Source organism: Paenibacillus sp. CF095, from assembly GCF_900101225.1.
Taxonomy (GTDB): domain Bacteria; phylum Bacillota; class Bacilli; order Paenibacillales; family Paenibacillaceae; genus Paenibacillus.
In genome coordinates, this window is record NZ_FMZN01000003.1 from 105,919 (window position 1) to 125,903 (window position 19,985).

Genomic DNA, 19,985 nt, shown 5'->3' on the forward strand with positions numbered 1-19,985 from the left:
ACGGGGAAGCACCTCGATATTGGTTAACCACCAATATTGAGGTGCTTTTTTTGTTTTTACAGTTAGAAGGGTAGGGAGACTATTGAAGAAGAGAAAGAAAGTTAGGGAGGCAGCACAAAAAGCAACTAAAGTTGTATTAGCGTTAGCTTTACTTGCACCCCCATTAGTGGCAACCGGTGTATTTACACCTGCCGCCTATGCAGCAGTAGATACTATTTCTGTTGTTTCCAACACGACATCATTAAAAGCTGTTCAATCTTCCGTAGTAAAAGTGGAGATGAACGATCAGGGTAATTACCGTATCATTTTATTACCAAACACCAACGTATTTTTTGGTAGCAATGCCGGGAATGTTTCAACGTTCCTGGATTATAACGGGGAACGAATCAATTTCAACTCGCTGCCTTTAAATTACTTTAGAATTAATGACAATATCATTGAAATGTCACGTCAGAAAGATAATGTTGAATTCATCCTTCGTGTGTCGATTGTTAATGCAACATCACAAGGTGGGTATATGAAGGTTGAGTTAGAGGCAGTCAATCGAGGTAGTGGTAATCAAAATCTAGGTGGAACCTTTTACTGGGATACTATGGTGAACGGTAATGACGCTTCACCATTTGAAGTTATTCAAAATGGCTGGAGAAATTATAGTGGTGGGGTACAGATCACTGCTTTTTACGCAAACACATATAACGTAGTAAACGCAGATCGAATTTTTATGGGAGCTTATCAGAGCCCAGGAAACGCCAGCTTGACAGGCGGCAGTCCTCCTTCCTCTTTTTACGTGGGACAACAGATTACTGCAGGAGATACAGCTGCACAGTTTTGGTGGGATAAACAAACCGTTTCGAGCGGCGGATCGAGGAAAGTTTCAACCATTGTGGGAATTGGCCCACAGAATACACCGCCCTCATTTGCTTTAAGTTCTCCAGCTGCTAACCAATCCTACTACAAAGGTCAAACACTTCAGATTGCCGGTACTACCAAAGATACGGATATCGGTGATCTTCTGACTGTGAAGTGGTCTATAGATGGGGGGGCCGAAAATGTTCTTTCTACATTGACGGCCAATGGATCTAATCAACAATTTAGCAGTAATTATACACTGCCTTCAACCCTATCGGATGGCGCTCACTCCTTACAGGTGTGGGTTATGGATGATAAAGGTGGCGTTTCTACAGCAAACACAGTCAATTTTAATATAAGAAGTTTTGTTGTTCCGGGTCAGCCCGTAATCAGTTCAACTTCTACCAATGGTCTTACGGTCACCTGGGACAAAAAAGAGAACGAGTCAGCTGTGACCTATGAGTTACTCAATGTCACGACGAACCAAACGATTAATGCAGGTTCTGCTAATACAGCAACGGTTACTGGATTATCACCTAATACCAATTATGTCTTTAAAGTTAGAGCTAAAAATTCTAGTGGTTCTTACACGGATTATTCTACTCAAACTAGTAGTTATACCTATGCTAATACTCCAACTTCAGCAACTGTCACGCAGACAGGAAACTCACCAACCGTAAAATGGTCAGCGAATGGAAACCCAACTGGGACTACATACAAATATGAATTACGTGATGCAGATAGCAAAGTTGTAAAATCTGGGACAACGACAGCGACACCGCTGAATATTCCATTGGACGGAGTTGCAGATGGGAAATATAACGTGTTTGTCAGTGCGGTAAATGGAGGGGGAATTGCAACAGCATATACTGCGGCGGGCCAAATCATTAAGGATACCACGGCACCGACTGCACCTGAAGTATCGGTTGCTCCTTCAAGTTGGACTAATACATCTGCAATAGTGACCGTAAAAAACGGAACAGATGACTTAAGTGGTGTACAGAAAAGTCAATACAAAGTCGGATCAACCGGTGAATGGGTGGATTATAAAGAGCCATTTGAAGTTTCTAAAGAAGGTCTTCAGGATATCTATGCTAGAACAATAGACAACTTTGGAAATACAAGCATTGTCTCCTCTTCAACAGCTCGTATAGACAAAACTGCTCCGGAAGCACCTATTTTCTCATTGGATCCTTCTAGCTGGACCAATAAAGATGTAAATGTGACGTTATCTCCTGGTACGGATAATCTCAGTGGTGTTCAAAAAATCCAGTATAAAATCGGTCCCGGGGGTGAATGGAAAGACTATACAAAAGGCTTTTCCATTACTACGGAAGGACGAAGTGAAATTTACGGACGTTCCATCGATAATGCTTCAAATATAAGTGTTGAAGCAGTAGTTGAAGCTAAAATCGATAAAACTGGTCCAACAGCACCGAAGTTAACATTGAGTGATTTGGAGTGGACCAACAAAAACGTGACATTCACTATTACCGATGGGGTAGATGAGGGAAGCGGAGTTGCTAAGACGCAATATCGGTTTGGAGCTACAGGAGCCTGGGTTGATTATGTAGCCGAAGAAACCATTTCAGCAGAAGGTGAAACTGAAATATTTGCAAGAACGGTGGACAACGTAGGTAATGTTGGAGCATTGTCATCAGCTATGGCTAAGATTGATAAGACGGCTCCGTCAACTCCTCAAGTCTTGTTGAGTGAATCATCCTGGACACAGGATTCGGTTACGTTCTCTATTAATGGAAGTACAGATCATAATCCAATCCATTACGAATATAAAATCAATGATACCGAGTTCGTGAAAGGAAGTACTGGAACAATTCATGATAACGGTATTACTACTTTAACGGTAAGAGCACGTGATGCAGTCGGCAATGTAGGAGAAGAAGTTGTCAAAAAAGTATTTATTGATAACCTTGACCCGTCAATTTCAATTACTCCGAATACTACAGATTGGACGGATAAAAACATTGACGTTTCTATTACTTACTCTGATGTACACTCAGGAGTGGATCCAAATCAACGATATTTTAAAATCACTAACAGTGCAGAAGCACCCGTAAGTTGGGATTCTGCTGATGAAAATGAAAAAATAGTTACTATTGATTCTGAAGGGACATGGTACGTGCATGCCAAAGTACAAGATAACGCAGGGAATTCATTCACTACCGTGACTTCCCCGCTCAGGCTACAAAGGTTGCCCGATATACCTGAGCATTTAAAGGTAACTAATGTCTCTGAAGGGACCGCAAAAGTTTCTTTTGATCTACCTGAAGATGTACTCACAGATGGGTATCAATTTGAAATTGAAAACACAACAACAGGTCAAACTTGGAGTCTAGACTACCCTTCAAATGGGATTTTAGATGAAGCTCTATCAGGTGGAAACAGGTATGAATACAGAGTACGTGCCATGAATCATGTTGGACATAGTGAATTCTCAAATACTGTTTCTACGCTCACACTACCACTTGCTCCAGAAAATGTTGTAATTCAAAAGGTTGGAAATGATTATAGTCAGGCGAGTGTTTCCTTTGATCCCGTGACGAGCGCTTCTTCCTATAGAGTCATAGCGAGAGATAGGAACAATCAAATTGTTTCTGATCAAATCGTACATGGTACAAGTGCACAGTTAATAAGTGGACTTTCTGCAGGGACGGTCTATTCCGTAAGTGTAATTGCCATAAATGAATCCGGAGAAGGCTCTAGTCGAAATGCTGGTTTCTTATCTTTACCATCTGCTCCTGGTCATTTTGCAAGTCTACAAATAGAGGAAACGAAAATAACACTCGGTTGGGATACGGTCACTTCAGCAACCTATTACTCATTGAATAGAGATGGTGAATCGCTATTTGAAGGACCTGAACTTACCTTTACAGACTCTGGTCTTGAATCAGGGACGTTATATCAATATGGACTAAGTGCTTCCAATGAAACAGGAACGGGCGAGACAGTTACTTTAAATGGACTGATGACACTACCTGGTAAAATACAAGGTTTACAAATCGTGAATCCGACTCAGCATTCGTTGGGCTTAACATGGCAGGCAGTTCAAGGAGCTGACCACTATGTGATTGTTCAAGAAGGCAGAGAGTATTTAACCGTCCCTAGTGAACAAACCACAGCTGTTGTCCAAGATCTTGTTCCGGGAACATCGTATTCCTTTGAAGTTTTTGCAGTGAATGAGAGTGGACAAGGTTCATCTGTTTCGGCAAGCTCTATCACCGTCCCTGATCAAGTACAAGAATTAAAGTTAGATTCAATAACTGAAACAAGTGCTACCGTTTCATGGCTTCCCGTACCTGGGGCAGATAGATATCGACTTAAGATTGGAGACCGTTCATTTGAAGTTGCGGGGACTCATCTAGAACTTACGGGGCTTTCAGGTAGTCATGTGTACAACTACACAGTGGAAGCAGGCAACAACTCTGGTTATAGTGATTCTGTAGGAGGCGAATTCTTAACCAATCCTCACTCGCCTAATCAAGTTGAAGTGACTGAGACGACTGAGACGACTATAAGCCTTCGCTGGGAAACAGTAGCAACCGCTAATTCGTACATTGTCTCTATGGATGGACAAATTGTCGGAACTCCGACTTCAGCAGAATTCGAAGTCAATGATCTTATTCCAGGTTCAAAGCATACATTTACTGTTCAGGCTGTAAATCAAACAGGTGAAAGTCAGAAGACAGCTTATGTATGGATGACTAAACCTTCATTCGTTACAAATGTTCAGTCATCCCCAGCAACGTATAAAGCAGAAGTGAATTGGGAACCCGTAACCGGAGCTATTGAATATATTATTGAACACGACGACAACGTATTGTATCAAGGGACGGAGACTTCTCTCGAAATAACCGGACTTTCGGATGGAACGAATTATGAATATGTGATTCATGCTGTAAATGAGTTTGGTGTCAGTTCCCAGAATTCAAAATTTGGATTTAAGACGCTGCCACGAAAACCCGTTAACGTGAATACGGTAGACATCGAGAAAGAGTCACTAACGCTTGATCTCTCTGATACACAAGTAACAGGAGCTGACACATATGTGATTAAACGTAATGGGGTACTTATTGCGAAGATTCCTTCATCAGACATCAGATACACAGATAAAGGTCTTCTTCCAGGTACTAAATACAGTTATTCGATTCACGGGGAGAACACTAGTGGAGCAGGAGAAGTTAGGACGGTTCAAGTTACGACAAAGACAGAAGTCGTAAATGAGAACTCTATTGTAGTTCATCCTGAAACGAATCAAATTAACGTGACATGGTCTCCAGTCAAGGGAGCTGTTTCTTATCAAATTTTAAATAATGAAACGGGCGATAAATATTCAACTTCGAATTTGGAGAGTATCATTCCTAGCTTAAGTGCGGGTTCAATTTATTCGTTTACCATCACTTCTTTTAATGTAGAAGGTATTGAATCCGAGCCTCTTACATTTACAAGCTTAACAAAACCGACAGCACCATCTACAGCCACTATTAGTGGTATAACGGATACCTCCCTAACTATCGATTTATCCATGAGTGCTGTTCGCGGAGCTGAAGAGTATATCATTGAACGTGACGGTAAGGAAGTTGGACGAATCCCGTTGAATGAAACTTCATTTAAAGAAGATGGACTAGAAGCTGGAGAAGAATACACTTATGTTATTAAAACTTCAAATAAGTCAGGTGAGAGTGTAACAGGATTTGCACTAACAGCAAGAACCGTTCCAGCTACATCTTCAAAACTAGCTGAAGTTCTGTCTGTATCAGATAATAGCGTATCGATCTCGTGGGATAAAATTCAGGGGGCAGAGGGGTACAAAGTTTATTTTGACTCAGAATTAATTACTATAACGACCGAATTTAGTGCATCAGTGGACAATTTAATCAGTGCACAAACGTACAATAATATTCGTGTTGTTCCATTTAACAATGCAGGCGACGCCATAGCATTCTCGGTAAAAGAATTTACGACGCTCCCAGTAATTAAAGGGTTGATCGTGAATTCAAAACCTAAAACAACGGAAGCTGAGCTTTCATGGACTCTTCCATTGAAGAATGAAATGATGGTCATTGAGTATCAGGGCGAGGAAGTTTACCGAGGACAGGAAACTAACTTCACTTTAACTGAATTAAGAGCGGGAACAAACGAAGAGGTTTCATTTATCACGGAGAACAGCCAAGGAGATCGATCAGAAGAATTTACTCATTCTCTACTTACATTACCTGCAGCTCCTCCAACTGTGAGTTACACATCTACATCGAATGGAGTATCTCTAGATTTTGCTTTAAGTAAGGTAAAAGGGGCTACAGCTTACATTGTTCAACGAGGTGGAGAGGAAATCGGCCAAGTCACAGTGACGGAGTCTGTATATAATGATGAAAACCTTGAGCCAGGAAAGACATATAAATACTTCATTAGAACCTTAAATGACACGGGTATAAGTGAGGAAGGTTTTGCATTAGATGCAACAACACTACCCGCTGATATGACCATCTCTCCATCTATTGATAAAAGAGATGTCGATGGAGTAGAGATTTCTTGGGAGCCTATTATAGGTGCAACAGGATACAACCTATATGATGATGATGATGATACAATCATTACATCCACGGAGAACACATCATTCTCCTTGACTGGACTTCGCAGCTCTACGAAATACGGAACATACCGAATAGTTCCATTTAATGAAGTTGGTGAAGCTAAGGGGATCGATGTGCCGATCTTTGAGACGCTACCAAGTGGAGATTTCGAGGTAAAAGCTGTAGGTAAAACCACGAATGAAGTTGATTTCACCTGGACGCTCCCATCAGCCAACGAAATTTTCGTTCTTGCTCATCATGGGACAGAAGTATATAGAGGAAAGGATCAGCACTTTACGCTGAAAAATCTTAGTGGGGGAACAGTGTATCTGATGGAAGCTTGGACAGAGAACGAAAATTCTGACCGGAGTGAAGTTAAAGAGATCACTGCTCGGACTTTGGGCTTCCTCGCACCTTCTGGAGGAAACATCAGCGGGCAACCTGTATCAAAACCTACAGAATCAATTAAAGATGTACCTGCTGATCTTGAGGTAGTACCAACTCCGCCTGTAAAACAAGTGTTCTTTGAAGACATAGACAGTACTTTTAATAAGGAACAGATCATATTCTTGGCGCAACAAGGAGTAATCTCAGGGATTAGCGAAACTAAATTCGAGCCGCAACGTGCGATTACAAGAGCGGAATTCACTGCGTTAATCGTCCGTTTAATGGGAATTGAGTCGGCAGAATACAAAGGGACTTTTAAGGATGTAAGCCCAGAAGACTGGTTTGCAGAATATATTGCAGCCGGCATTAAAAATAAGGTTATAGCCGGTATGGGAAACCAAGTGTTCGCACCACATGAACTTATAACAAGAGAACAAGCATCGGTGATCTTAGCTAATGTGTTGAGAGGAATGAACGCTTCAGGAACTAGTGAACAGCAGAGATTTGTGGATGAGACCAAAATTTCAGGATGGGCAGCTGATAAAGTAAACTACCTATCTGAATTAGGATTAGTCAACGGGTATCAAGATGGTTCGTTTCGTCCGTTGAAAGATCTCACTCGGTCTGAGGCAGCAGCACTAATTTTCAGATTGATGGAAGTGGTCCACAAGGATTTGGAGAATAATAACAAGAAGTCACAATAGGAAGGTTAACATTTCCTAATGCACCAAAAGTATGAAAATGGTAAAATGAAAATTCATTAGGTTACGACAAGGAGCACCTTGAAATGGTTTTTTCAATTTCTGGGTGCTCCACCTATTGAATTAGGAGGTAAATCACTTGACCCTACATAAAGTTCCATCAAACCATAAGGAAGAACTTAGCGAAATTGAGTTTCTCCAATTAGTACTTAGTCTTCTAGAATCAGAATTGAGCTATTTTGCCTCATACTACTCAGATGATCGTATCTCATGCAATCAGAGAGAAGATGAAGAACAGCTGAACTTAGAAATACAAAATATCCAATGTAGAATTCAAACGTTAATCGATGATCAACCTATGATTAATCTAAAAGTAAGGAAATAAATATTTCCGAGATTAATGTTTGACTATCTCGAGTGATATCGTTTGATACAATAGGGTCTATGAAAATAATAAATCGAAAGCAATTACCACCTTAGAACATTCATACCTGTACCAAACTTCATAATTCCATGTTCCTCCAATTTATTTATGAGGTTTTCCCACAGAATCAGCCTTGGTTCCTCAAGTGGTGCCTTTGAAGACTATTTTGATCAGAGAGAACTTCTAAAATATGAGATAAGTGGATGACAGTTACAGAAAAAACGATAAGCGCTATAATGATAAAATAGTGATCTGTTTGTTGGAGGATGAATTAAATGCTGGAAAGAGAGAGAGCTCTTGATCCCGAATCAGTAGGGAGAAAAATCCGTGAAATTAGGAAAAGAAAAGAATATACACTTATCGATCTCGCCAATAAACTAGGTTATGCTACAGGTAAACTGAGCAACATCGAAAAGGGTAAACGAGCTAAATTTCCCTTTGAGGAATTAGTTGACATTGCAGGTGCATTAGAAGAACCGGTTGAGTTATTTATTATAGATGAATCGGATCAATATATAACGGAACAAGAAAATATTAGACAGCAAATAAGCTTAGCGAAACATCGTCTCAGCGTAGGTTTATTGGACGGGTTGAAAACTTCTCTTCATGAACTGCAAGAAAATATAGAAATATTATCATTCAAGAATATGATAATACACATTAACTTTCTTTGGGGAGAATACTATAGAGAGCTGTTGGATTATGACATGGCCTCGGAGTACTATAATGAAGTAATTAATGCTGAAGTCTATGATAAAGATAGCGTTGAAGTAAAGATACGCACCTATAATGCTCTTGCGTCGCTTCAGTTACAGGAGCGTCATATTAAAGATGCGATCACAACACTTAAAAAAGCTTTAAACTTCGTTGAAAAAGATGACAGGGTTCTTAGTTTAGATATTTCAAATGTACATTATAACTTAACTCTTATCTATATACACATCGGTTATATGGATCTTGCCGAATATCACGTACAAACTTGTATTGAAACAATTGAAGGAAAAAGCGAACAGGCTTATTATCATGCACTCTACCTATTATCCATAACCTATTGGCTCAAAGAAGAGTATGAGAATGCTAGAAACTTGTTATTTCGTTCGATGAACTGGTTTCAAAGACAACGCGACTTAGCAAGTCTATTTAATTCACTAGAGTTCATTTTTGTAATGTATCGTGTTAAACCACATCTTATTATTGAAGATATGTTTCAATATTTAAGAGAGGTTACTGCTGTTACAGTTCCCGAAAACATTGTGTCCCAGAAAGTAAGATGTCTTTTCATGTTAGTAGAGCTGGAAATAGAAAAAAAAGAATATCTCGTAGCGGAGAGTATACTTGCCATATGTAAGGAATACATTAAGGAATATTCGTTCGCTGAAGGATACCGAGCATATGTACTAGAAGCGTTGTTAATTAGAGAAGTTAGCAAAGATGCGATAAAGGAGCGCTGTGCTCTTGAGAAGGCACTCAGCTTTTTTCAAGGGTCTGATCGCTCACCTCAAAAAGCACATATTTTATATCAACTCGGGAAGTTAAACGGTCCTAACAATAGGGGTACGATATATGAAGAGGCTCTTAGCATTTTTAATGATAATCTTCATGAACAGGCGTATTTTAGTCAGAATAGTTTTTCGATTCTTCCTCACTTACGGTATTAAAGGAAATCCATTGGACTTAGTGAATGACTCAAGATCTCGTTTTTAAATGTTGGTGTACTCACTAACCAACCTAGCGACAAAAAATAGAAGCATCTTGGTGAGATAACCCCTAAGGTGCTTCTACTGTCAATTATCATTCGTTTGATCGCCAAACTTGTGTACGTGATTTAGCACGACTTTTTTGCTTCTGTTTGTCTTCTTTAAGTTTTTGGCCAAGATAGGTAACTAATTGATTTTTCTCTTGTAGTGTGATTTGTAAATCATTGAATAGTAATTCTTCAAGTTGTTCCCAAGCTTGTTGTAGTGCTTTAACTTCAATTTCTTTCTTCTCATCCAAGCTAGCTATGTATTCAGCATCTACATTTGGGTTTAGAGCAGGATTGATTTCACTATAATCCATAGGCTCTCGTGCTTTTAAAATTTCACTTAATTCATTCAATATTACAATCTTCCTGGAGTTATTGTTATCCATGTTATGTTCAGACATCACTGGACCGCCTTTCTAAATACGTTCCTAATGTATAAACTAACCCATTCTCTATTCAATTGTCAAAACATTGAGTAACATACTCTTGTCTATCATTTAGCAAGGGGCTATAATGAAACTAGAAATTGAATATTCGGAAACTGGAAGCACCAGTTATAGCGAGCCTTCGCTATAGCTGGTGCTTCTTTTTTTTGTTTTAACAGGTTTTCAAGGTTTCAATTTCATAATCAGAATAAGATGTAGAAGGAGGATGCCAATGGAAAAGGTTGCTATCAACAATACAGATGAAAGAATGCCTCCTCAATTAAGATCGTTCATAAGGAAGTGGTGGATCGACAACCGAGAGCGAATGGATGAGTGGTATCGTATTTATTTTCATACGATTATAGTCACAATGATGATAGTCATCAATATGTGGCTCGGATTTTCATCATTTGCTATTTTTTTTGCACAATGGTTTAATGTGGATTCCGGGACTATGGGTTTTTTAAGCGTTTTCTTTGAAGAACCTCCTACACTGTTAATCATGTTACTTGATTTCATTTATGTTCCACTTCATCATTATGAAACGTTGTGGATACTAATCGTGTTAAATTTTCCTATCTTAACTTGGATCTATTCCACGGTAACCCAACCCATTATGCGGGGGTATAAGACTTTAATTAGCTGGACTTCCAAAAAAGGAAGAATAGCTGCAGCAATTCTGTCTGGAATACCTTTCTTATGCTCATTCACAGCTATTTTTTCTTGGTATGTGCGAAACTACCTCTTCGACTTCTTTGTGACTGTTCAATCGGACAAAGACTATTTAGTCGTTAGGTCCATGGAGAGCTTTGGGTTTGTTCTTATGTGTATTCCTGTTTTCATCTCCCTCTTTGCAGTGTACATAGTTGCAAAAGAATTCTATCGAAATGAAGATCTTCAGTTACTGTTTTACAAATGGGAGTTTTCTTTACTTGCAAGCCAGTCCTTCACGCTGCGTGGTAAATCATCTGACGTGATTGTCGGATGGGAGAAGGATACCAACAAACCTATCGTATTGACTGAAGGTTCTCGATATTTACACGAGTTGATTGTTGGTGCTACCGGTACTGGTAAAACCTCTACATCTATTCTAATACGTATCGTTCAAGACTTAATTCGAATCGCAAGAGGTAGGAAATTAGGTGTTGTTGTTCTCGAACCTAAAGGTGATTTAATCCGAGATGTGCAAAAGCTTTGCAGAGAACTAGGGATACCTGACCATAAAATTAAAATTGTCGATCCAACCGATTTGGTAAGATCTATTAAGTTTAACCCTTTTGTTGGACCACTAGAGTCAGCTGCTGAAACGTTTAGAGGCGTATTAGATGCGCTGGCAGGTGACCAAGATGAATTTTTTAAAGGTCAGCAAAGTGAAACTGCAAGTCTGTATACGATGTTAGGAAAAATCCGTTATGGAGATTTGTTTTCCATTGTACAAATGCAGCAGATGTACACGGATCCTCGGTATCTTGCGAATATCACGGAGGAAGTTCGTAAAGCAATCGATAGCGAACAAGCTGATCCAGAACTGGATCCAAACAAGAAATCTGTTCTCCAGCGTTACGACAGGATCGTATCATACTTTGAAAGTGAGGTCCTCGATTATAAAACGTTCCGAGACAAAGAACAAAACGTTCATCCGGTGACCTATCCATCAGGACACAAATACGAAGGTCAACAAATCATTGAAAACAAAAAAGACAAGTATGTTGCCGGTGGTAAAAAGTATCTAAATGATATCGTCATGAATGAAATGTTATCTCAACTCATGGTGGCTAATGAAGGGGAAGAGGCATTAAATATAGATCAATTCCTTCAAGACGGAGGCGTGCTTCTGGTTAATACCGCACTTGGTGAATTAGAAGAACTAAGTCTATCTTTTGGACAGTTCTTTATTCGTCAATTTCAATCCTCTGTATTTCGACGTCCACCAGAAGAAAATGGGTATAAACGCTGTCCTGTTTTCCTCAATATCGATGAATTCCCACTATACATCAACGAAGTCTTTGTGCGTTTGTTAACACTTGGTCGTTCATTTAAAGTCGGAACGCTTATTGCAATTCAGTCACTGGGTCAGCTGAAAGCTGTTGTGCAGGGATATGACAACACTGTGCTGAATTCTGCGCGGAATAAGACCGTTTTTGGGGGAGGGGAATATGAGGATAACGAGCGCTTCTCTAATAACTTTGGTGAAGAAGTGCAGGTCGAAGAATCTTCGAATGAGTCGATGACGCCGGTCAGTATGCCTAACCAGTCCTGGGGGATGCGGCATAATATGCAAAGAACCCTTGCAGCGAGATTCACTCCAACGGATATAAAGGAGCAAGAATTCAAACACTTCATTGTTGATTTCGTTGATGCAGATGGTAGTGTAAAAGCCCCTACCCGTGCGTACGGTAAGTTTATTACCGAAACTAAATACCTTTCGAAGTTTGTGAATATCGGTAAAATTGAATTCGAGACGAAAGACCACAAACCTTTGGCCATTGCAGCGCACAAACTGGCTCACATCCACTTATTAAAGCCGTTGTTCAGCGTTAAAGCAGCAGACGATACGGGTGAACGTGAATCTCCAGACATCTCAGAGCAGCCAATGCAACAGAAAGAAGAAGATCTGGTGGAACTGTTACCGACTTCCCCATCCACGATGATACGTGAATACAATGAAACGGAGCAGTCCGCAGCTATGCTTGATTCATCAGTAGCTAGCGTGGTAGCCATGGATGATTTCTTAAGGGATCGGGGTCAAACTACAACCAATCCTTTAGAAGAAAAAGAGTCAGAACCTGCATTGATTCCAGTGGATGAAGAAGAGACGTTCAACCTAACGAGTTCAAGTACTACACCTCCGAAATCAATCAATTTATTACTGGAGGATGAAGAGGATTATCGTTTTTATTCAGAAACATTACAGGATATTAGTATGAAGCCCATGGCAGATAAGGTTGTTTCAGAAAACACTGATTCGAAAGATGATCAACAGTCCGTAGACCTGAGCCTTTCACTGCCTTCAGGTGTTGAAAGTTCATTGAATGACTTATTTATAAAACTAGGTCACAAGAACATGGATCCGCAAGATCTAGGTAGCGAACCAGAACTAACAGATTCAGATGAAGGCTGGGGGATTCAGGATATCGAAATAGATCAAGTGACTGAACAGAACGCAATTGATCAAACAAAAGAATACATTGAACATCAGTTACCCACTAGGACAGGTCAAGCGGATCAACTTTCTAACACCTTTATTGATCCGGAACTTAGCGACTTAGTTGCTACGGGGAGGGGTGCCCGAACTAAGCAAAAAGAAATAGCTCAGTCCCGAATAACCAAATTGGACAGCACTGTTATAGACGATGATTGATAGTTGACAATATGGGAGATTGTCATTACTATTATAAGTAATTGAATAAGTTCGGATCGGGGAAGCACCTCGCACACATGTCATCGACATGTGTACGAGGTGCTTCTTTTTTGTTTTCCGGGCGAACATGTATATTCTCAAATAGATTAGGAAAGCTGAGGGGTAACTATGCGCCAAATTGAACAACGCTTTGATAATGTTGGGGATGAAAAACTAGGATGGGCTGATATTAAAGAATCGCAGCGTGTGAAACAAGTTCTTTATGCTGAAGCTATCGGATTAGAAACATTGAGTTTGGGTGACAAAAAGGAAGAAATGTTAAAACTCAACTACAAAGGAGTTTTTGGTTATCTTCCTAAGTCCCGGATTGATAATTACGAATTCAAAGGACTTCATCATTTTCTGGGAAAAGAATTCGAATTTGTTGTAGAGACGGTGGATATCGAGGGGCATTGGTTTTTAGCTGATCGGATTCAAGCACTTGAGGTTTCTGCAAGGCGTTTTTGGAAGTCTGCTAAAGTAGGACAAGTTATGGTCGGATTTATTCGTGGAATTGATATGTCTCGCCTGTATCTACTTGTTGAAGGTGTTCCAGTTGTTATGAACAGGGAGGAAGTTAGTTACTCATATATTGAAGATATGCGAAGCGAATTTGAAATCGGTGATACTCTCGATATTAAAATTACGAAACTCGAAGCTCCTACAGAGGAAAACCCAAGTGGGCTTCTTGAAGTCAACGCTAAAGTTCTATCGAGAGATCCATGGGGACAAATTGGCGACTACAAAGAAGGAGGATCATACACAGCGGTTATTACTAAAATTCACCCAGAGCATGGTGTGTTTCTGGAGCTTGTTGGTGTATCTGGTTTAACTGTTCGCACGAACTTCCCACCAAACGCGAATCCGGATGTGTTGAAGAAAGGGAAAAAAGTAACCGTTAAAATTCTCGAGATCAATCACCGGGATAGACGAATTAAGGCCATCACTATCCTTCCTCAGAGATCCATCAATGCTGGAAATAGACGCGGCGTTCGTGTGATACACTAATGGTTACAAATTCAAGAGTTCTTCAATTTGAACAATCTGGATCCGATTTGCAGGCGAAGCAACATCCTGCTTCATTATTCCAGACAGTACCTCCAGAAATGAATCCTTATGGCCAGGATTCCCCAGGAGACATTGGAGAAATGTTACTGCCAGACGGATCTGAGTTTGGATTATTTAGCGATCCGTATGCACAGCAAGTCTTCATTAAAGCAAATGAAGGGATACGAAATGGTCAGTACTGGTTAGAAACGAGGTTATCAGATGGCCATTTCACTGAAAAAGAAGTTAAACTACTTGATCTGCTTTCTACTATTAGAATAGCAACAAGAAGTCAGATACACAGATCCTTAAATCCAGGTCAAGAAGATGATCGGAGTACGGTTGATTTCATTAAAAAGTGCAGGAAGAATGGAGTTATATGTGCCTTTTCATGGGTTTCACCTTTAACTGGTGCTCAGCAGCGTAAAAAGCCTCAAGTATATGCTTTAACTAAAGCAAGCGCACAAGCAGCTGAACTTATTTTCCAAAAGAGACTTCCAGACAAGTTCTGGCTCCAACCGATCGTTTTCCCACCTGGGCGATCTCCATCTATGGATATTTTCTTTCTGGATTTAGCGGCAAATGAATTGTATAGCGAATTGGTGCGGATTGACCGCTTGGTTGAATGGACCAGACGTCCACCTATCAAAATCCCCAATGCCCAGTCTAATCATTATCCTTATGCCTCCTTTAGAGTTATTAAAGATATAAATGATTTTAAATTGTTCTGGATAGAGGTATTTCGTCCATCTCGAGACTGGATCAACAAAGTCATTACGAGATTTCAGCGTATGGAACTCGCGTTCACTTCCTTACCCGAACATCAAAGACCAACCCGGGTTATTATGATTGTGGATGGAGATAGCCGGGTTAAGTTTCTTTCTGAATTGCAACGAAAGTATATGCCGAGTGTCGAGGTTCGCTACACTACGGATGAACGTTTACTTTCTGGCATTGGACCAGAAACGTTTATCAATTACCACCTGGAAAAGGATTCTTTGATCGGTGTTTCCATACCGTATTTGAAAGCAGGATACAAGGGGATGACGGCTTCGGAGTATTATTCAAATTTGCAACCAGATATTGAAGATGATGACGATATTTAATATAGGCGAGATAGGGTGTCTTCAAAGACAAATCATTGCTTTTTCATAACCTGATGGTTTTAGTTGACAACTTATATTCATTTATTTAGAGTGTGAATATAATTGTTATGATTTGATAATTATTACTTTTAATAATGTAGATACAAGCTGAACTATATAAATAAATTAGAACGGGGACTGAAGAAGATGAGTGGTAATTTTGAGAACTTTCCGGTTGATTTAATTATTATTAGCGATAAATTGGATACTAGAACGAAGCTTAAGTATCTGAAGATGTTTTATATTGAGGAACAAGGTTACGTGGCAGCAAGCACAAGTGATACATCATATAACCTTTTTAAAGTAGTCGAAACCGAAGGTGCATCGTCTGAGCTACATGACATTGTGGATGATTTGGAATGGAAACGAGCGAATGACCATCTTCTTACATATTATAAAGATGTATTGAACTAATAGAAGTGTCCCCACTTTCCTGGCATTCAGCCAGGTTTTTTCATAATCACAATGTTTTGTGCCATGAATCTTGGGTAAATCTTGCGAATTATGTAATTTGGCAGACAGCACCAAGGTTGTACGGTTTTAACCTATTAAAGATTCAGATCGGATAATAGACTTAAGGCTGCCGAGCTATTACAATACAAAGGAGAATTCTGCGGAATGAAGGTGAGTAAAGATATGTCTAAATTTAAAGACCTAATATCCAATGAGATTTCTTCCCTTGCTCAAAAAACGGTCGCCATGCAAAAAGTTGGAATAGATTCCGAGAAAATTGAGAGTCTTACTCAGAGCGACTTGCAGATCATCTCAAAAGGGTTTATGAATAGTAATCTGCATGAGTTGAAACCCCTATTGGAGAAATATAGAGATAAAGAAAGGGAGCTATTAAAAAGGTACTTAACGATACAAAGCTCCGGTCAAAAAATTACAGAAGCAGATCGCTTAGAACAGGTGCATCATGATTTAATTATCAAAGCGATTGAACTGGCAATCCAAATGAAACGGGAATATAGAAAACAATATAACTCGCATTCTCATATCTTAGAGAAAAATTTAATTAAAGGCGGACTCTTTCTTAGTGGAACACCTCACGGGATGAACAAACTTACAGGAGGGGATATCCTGGAGTTAGAACGACGTGGTTTCCGTCCTATGATATACAAGAATGATAATGGGGCTTTATTAAATACTTATGATACAAGAGTGTTAATAGGGCTGTTTAAATTATGGTTGAATCAAGGCAAGAATAAACAAATCAAGTTTGAATTTAAGGACCTTGCCGAGGCTATGATTACGAAACCTTCTGGGGGAGAGTACAAACTAATCCATAAGAGTTTAAAAAATATCGCAGCGACGTGGATCGAGTATAAGGAATATTTTGATCCTGCGATCTCTGAATACTATTCTGCTACGATTCAACATAGACCGATTAAGAGTTTAGCCTGGATTGCACGGACTCAAGAAGAGGAAGGAAAGGAACGAGCTGCAGTAATAACTTTCCATGAAGTACTACATGACTCATTACTGGCTGGCAATTATCTTTTCATTAATATGGTGATTTACAATGAGTTGCCCACCTCCTATGCAAGAATGATTTATTTAAATATTTTAGATGCTATTGAGAATGGGACTACGTCATTCTCGTTGGATCAGCTCATGGATCATATTATTCTGAAAGATGGAAATGATGCGAATTTTAATCGTGCGAGGACCATTCGGACGATCGAAACATCTTTTGCGCACCTGTTGGATGCAGATATCATCTCTGATTTCAAAATGTGTAAAAGCAAACGTAAGTTTACCCATATTGAGTTTACACCAAGTGAGTGGCTTCAGGGTCATCGAGGCAAGACAGGAGCAATCGAACTTGACTCGTCCCAAAAAATGCTTTGAGAGCTGTTGGTACAGGCTCTCTAAGTACAATTTTTGTTTACTATTTAAATTCTGGTCCAATGTTCAACATACATTCTACTCCGTAAAATAACATACATTTTACTCCCTGACAAACCATACATTTTACTCCGTCATGGTTTATTTCTTGTTCTTGTTTTTTTACCCTCCAGAATGAAACGCACAAATAGCGAGATGGAAGTTTAAAAACTGTGGATTATTCGGTCGAATATAAAATATATTTCGCGAAAATCACGGAGTAGAATGTATGTTAATGAACGGAGTGGAATGTATGTCGGTGGGAGTAAAAGGTATATTGTAGGGAGTAGAATGTATACTTAAGGGAGTGGAATGTATTTTTGAAGGAAGTATACATTCTACTCCGTCATTGATCATACATTTTACTCCGATTGACCAACAAAGATGGTTAATGATACTGTCGAATTAGGTAAAAAGGTAAATCATTCCTTAGACTTGTGGATAAAATTAAGAATCTCCATTTTAAGGGGTACTGCTTGAGGATAATCATTGTCTTACTGCGTCAAGTTTCATGGTTAACTAGACCAAAGAAATGTTTTTAAAAGCTGTTTTAGTTTTTATATTGCGAATTTTAGCGATGGATCAGTCCCATTCTACCACTTACATCATTGGAGTCCATTTATATAGAGAAAGGAGGCCCAACGTGACTGAGATTGTATTTGAAATCACTCAACCTAAAGATAAAGAATCCGGATCAAAAGATATTGCGCTAACCGATGGTTTTATTGATGCGCTTTTTTCAATCTCCGAAAAGATACACACCAGTGAAAAGTTTAGAACACGTTCTAATGGAGTTGGCCGGTTAGTGTGGCATGTGACAGAAGCAGACATCATGCTCATGGTTACACTACACGTGTGTTTTAATTCAGAAGGTAAGCTTGAAAATGTATCAAGACACCAAATCTATAAAAAGCTTTATGAGCTCTATGAAGATCCGTGTTGCGATGATCAATTTTACATAGCATTTGAGAAATTTGTACGTTTGGGCCTCATTCAAGAAAAGCTATCTGGCGTCACAAGTGAGTTTTCTCTTACAAACTTTATTAATCCGGATACGAATAAGATTAGTCGTCTGGTTGTCGTAAACCCTTTTGTCTTTTCTAAGGGCTTTACGGATCTTCCTATTTCTGCGCAAAAGTTAGTTTTTGATCTGCTTCGTAAACAAGGTAACGAGAAAGAGAAAGAGGTCTTTTACTGGCTCAATAAAGATAAGGGGATATTAAAACAGCTCCATAAGAAGCATGTGTACGAGTTGAAAAATATACTCCATCTTCTTTCAACGACAACCATACAACATCAGAAGCCACTCATAACATCTTGGAACATCGAGGCTAGAAGAGGGACCACCTCACCAAAATTGACGGTAATCGTCAATGAAGCTTATACAAGCAAATATGTTCCTGGAACCCAATATAGAGATGTCTTGCAAGGCAAAAAGACATATAGAAGGGTTATTAGACATCTCAAGAATCTCCTCTCTAAAAATTTGATTGGAGAGTTTGAGTATCTTAATGATGGAAGTGACTTCTATCAATTAGTTCGCTTGCTGCGTGGGAAAAGTTATAAGTATATGGTTTATGTGATCGAGAAAATCAGGGAATTATATGAAAAGAATCGGATGTTCCCGATTAATATTATGGAATTCATAAGAGATGAGATGCGTCACAAAGGTATGGTGACTTATCTGGAAATCGCGAAGCAAACGGGGGTATATAAGTTTATATGTCCTCGTAAATTAGATGAGAATAGATTATACGAATTTGCAGCTGCAGCAAGTATGTTCAGCCAACGTGAATTTACTAAACTTTGTTTGGCTTCCGTCATATCCTTAGAAGGTAGTTATACAAGGCCACCGGCATTTAGCCTATATGATTATACTCAATCTAATGAGTTACAGTATTATCTTGATGCGGTAACGATGAGGAATCACGCTTTCTCACTAAGGAAATGTCCTGACAAATATAAAGAACTTGAGATTCAAGCACTTATTCGCTTAGAGAATGAATATGAAACACGAGCAGTGCGAGAGTGGATGATCAACAAAATAGAGATGTTGCCAGCTTGGACTACAATTCCAGATGTTCCTCTCGACTTCAAACTTGAACATCATATTCTAACTAAAGAGCATACCGCCTAGCCTTCTTTGATCAGTAAAAAAAGAGGGCTATTCGTTTTGATGAAATAGTTATGTCTGTGAATTCTTACGACACAAACTATATTGTAATTGTTAAGGGAGAGAAGAGGGTAAACAACGGATCACTACGAACCGTTGTTTTTTTTTGACATTCTTCATATAAATACAGAATAAAAATTGAAATCTTATCAGAAAGAAATAATTTTCCTCGTACAAATACAGAAAGATACTGTAGATAGTTTGATAAGATG

At 39.2% G+C, this 19,985-nt stretch carries 10 protein-coding genes; 9 read left to right on the forward strand and 1 reads right to left on the reverse strand.

The window, feature by feature from the left end; genetic code table 11:
- Nucleotides 1-82 precede the first annotated feature (82 nt).
- The 3 genes from BLS69_RS23010 to BLS69_RS23020 all read left to right on the forward strand — a co-directional run bounded on the left by BLS69_RS23010 (nt 83) and on the right by BLS69_RS23020 (nt 9,610).
- Nucleotides 83-7,531: a fibronectin type III domain-containing protein gene (locus BLS69_RS23010; protein ID WP_091036775.1), complete on the forward strand. Its 7,449-nt coding sequence runs from the start codon at nt 83-85 to the stop codon at nt 7,529-7,531.
- A 136-nt stretch (nt 7,532-7,667) separates the two neighbouring features.
- Nucleotides 7,668-7,913 (forward strand): hypothetical protein, encoded by a 246-nt coding sequence (locus tag BLS69_RS23015; RefSeq protein ID WP_091036778.1) that lies wholly within the window; start codon nt 7,668-7,670, stop codon nt 7,911-7,913.
- A gap of 314 nt (nt 7,914-8,227) precedes the next feature.
- Entirely contained in the window at nt 8,228-9,610 is a 1,383-nt protein-coding gene (locus tag BLS69_RS23020; RefSeq protein ID WP_091036780.1) for a helix-turn-helix domain-containing protein, read from the forward strand.
- Nucleotides 9,611-9,743: 133 nt separating this feature from the next.
- On the opposite strand, the gene BLS69_RS23025 is transcribed toward BLS69_RS23020, so the two are convergent.
- On the reverse strand, nt 9,744-10,097 hold the full coding sequence (locus BLS69_RS23025) for a hypothetical protein (protein ID WP_091036783.1): 354 nt from the start codon (nt 10,095-10,097) through the stop codon (nt 9,744-9,746).
- Nucleotides 10,098-10,353: 256 nt separating this feature from the next.
- On the opposite strand from BLS69_RS23025, the gene BLS69_RS23030 reads away from it, so the two are divergent.
- From BLS69_RS23030 to BLS69_RS23055, 6 genes are all read left to right on the forward strand, one after another.
- A complete protein-coding gene (locus BLS69_RS23030) occupies nt 10,354-13,482 on the forward strand; it encodes a type IV secretory system conjugative DNA transfer family protein (RefSeq protein ID WP_091036786.1) in 3,129 nt (1,042 codons plus the stop codon).
- Between the two features lie 168 nt (nt 13,483-13,650).
- Entirely contained in the window at nt 13,651-14,529 is an 879-nt protein-coding gene (locus BLS69_RS23035) for a S1 RNA-binding domain-containing protein (protein WP_091036789.1), read from the forward strand.
- Nucleotides 14,529-15,674 (forward strand): hypothetical protein, encoded by a 1,146-nt coding sequence (locus BLS69_RS23040; RefSeq protein WP_091036791.1) that lies wholly within the window; start codon nt 14,529-14,531, stop codon nt 15,672-15,674. Before BLS69_RS23035 ends, BLS69_RS23040 begins: the two co-directional genes overlap by 1 nt.
- Before the next feature lie 186 nt (nt 15,675-15,860).
- Nucleotides 15,861-16,127 (forward strand): hypothetical protein, encoded by a 267-nt coding sequence (locus tag BLS69_RS23045; RefSeq protein ID WP_091036794.1) that lies wholly within the window; start codon nt 15,861-15,863, stop codon nt 16,125-16,127.
- Nucleotides 16,128-16,331: 204 nt separating this feature from the next.
- Entirely contained in the window at nt 16,332-17,564 is a 1,233-nt protein-coding gene (locus BLS69_RS23050) for a hypothetical protein (protein ID WP_091036796.1), read from the forward strand.
- A 679-nt stretch (nt 17,565-18,243) separates the two neighbouring features.
- Nucleotides 18,244-19,737: a hypothetical protein gene (locus tag BLS69_RS23055; RefSeq protein WP_091036799.1), complete on the forward strand. Its 1,494-nt coding sequence runs from the start codon at nt 18,244-18,246 to the stop codon at nt 19,735-19,737.
- The last annotated feature ends 248 nt before the right edge of the window (nt 19,738-19,985 follow it).

Coding starts and splice junctions, on each gene's coding strand:
- BLS69_RS23025 (WP_091036783.1), bottom strand. CDS start 10,097: ATGTCTGAACATAACATGGATAACAATAACTCCAGGAAGATTGTAATA.
- BLS69_RS23020 (WP_091036780.1), top strand. CDS start 8,228: ATGCTGGAAAGAGAGAGAGCTCTTGATCCCGAATCAGTAGGGAGAAAA.
- BLS69_RS23030 (WP_091036786.1), top strand. CDS start 10,354: ATGGAAAAGGTTGCTATCAACAATACAGATGAAAGAATGCCTCCTCAA.
- BLS69_RS23050 (WP_091036796.1), top strand. CDS start 16,332: ATGAAGGTGAGTAAAGATATGTCTAAATTTAAAGACCTAATATCCAAT.
- BLS69_RS23035 (WP_091036789.1), top strand. CDS start 13,651: ATGCGCCAAATTGAACAACGCTTTGATAATGTTGGGGATGAAAAACTA.
- BLS69_RS23040 (WP_091036791.1), top strand. CDS start 14,529: ATGGTTACAAATTCAAGAGTTCTTCAATTTGAACAATCTGGATCCGAT.
- BLS69_RS23045 (WP_091036794.1), top strand. CDS start 15,861: ATGAGTGGTAATTTTGAGAACTTTCCGGTTGATTTAATTATTATTAGC.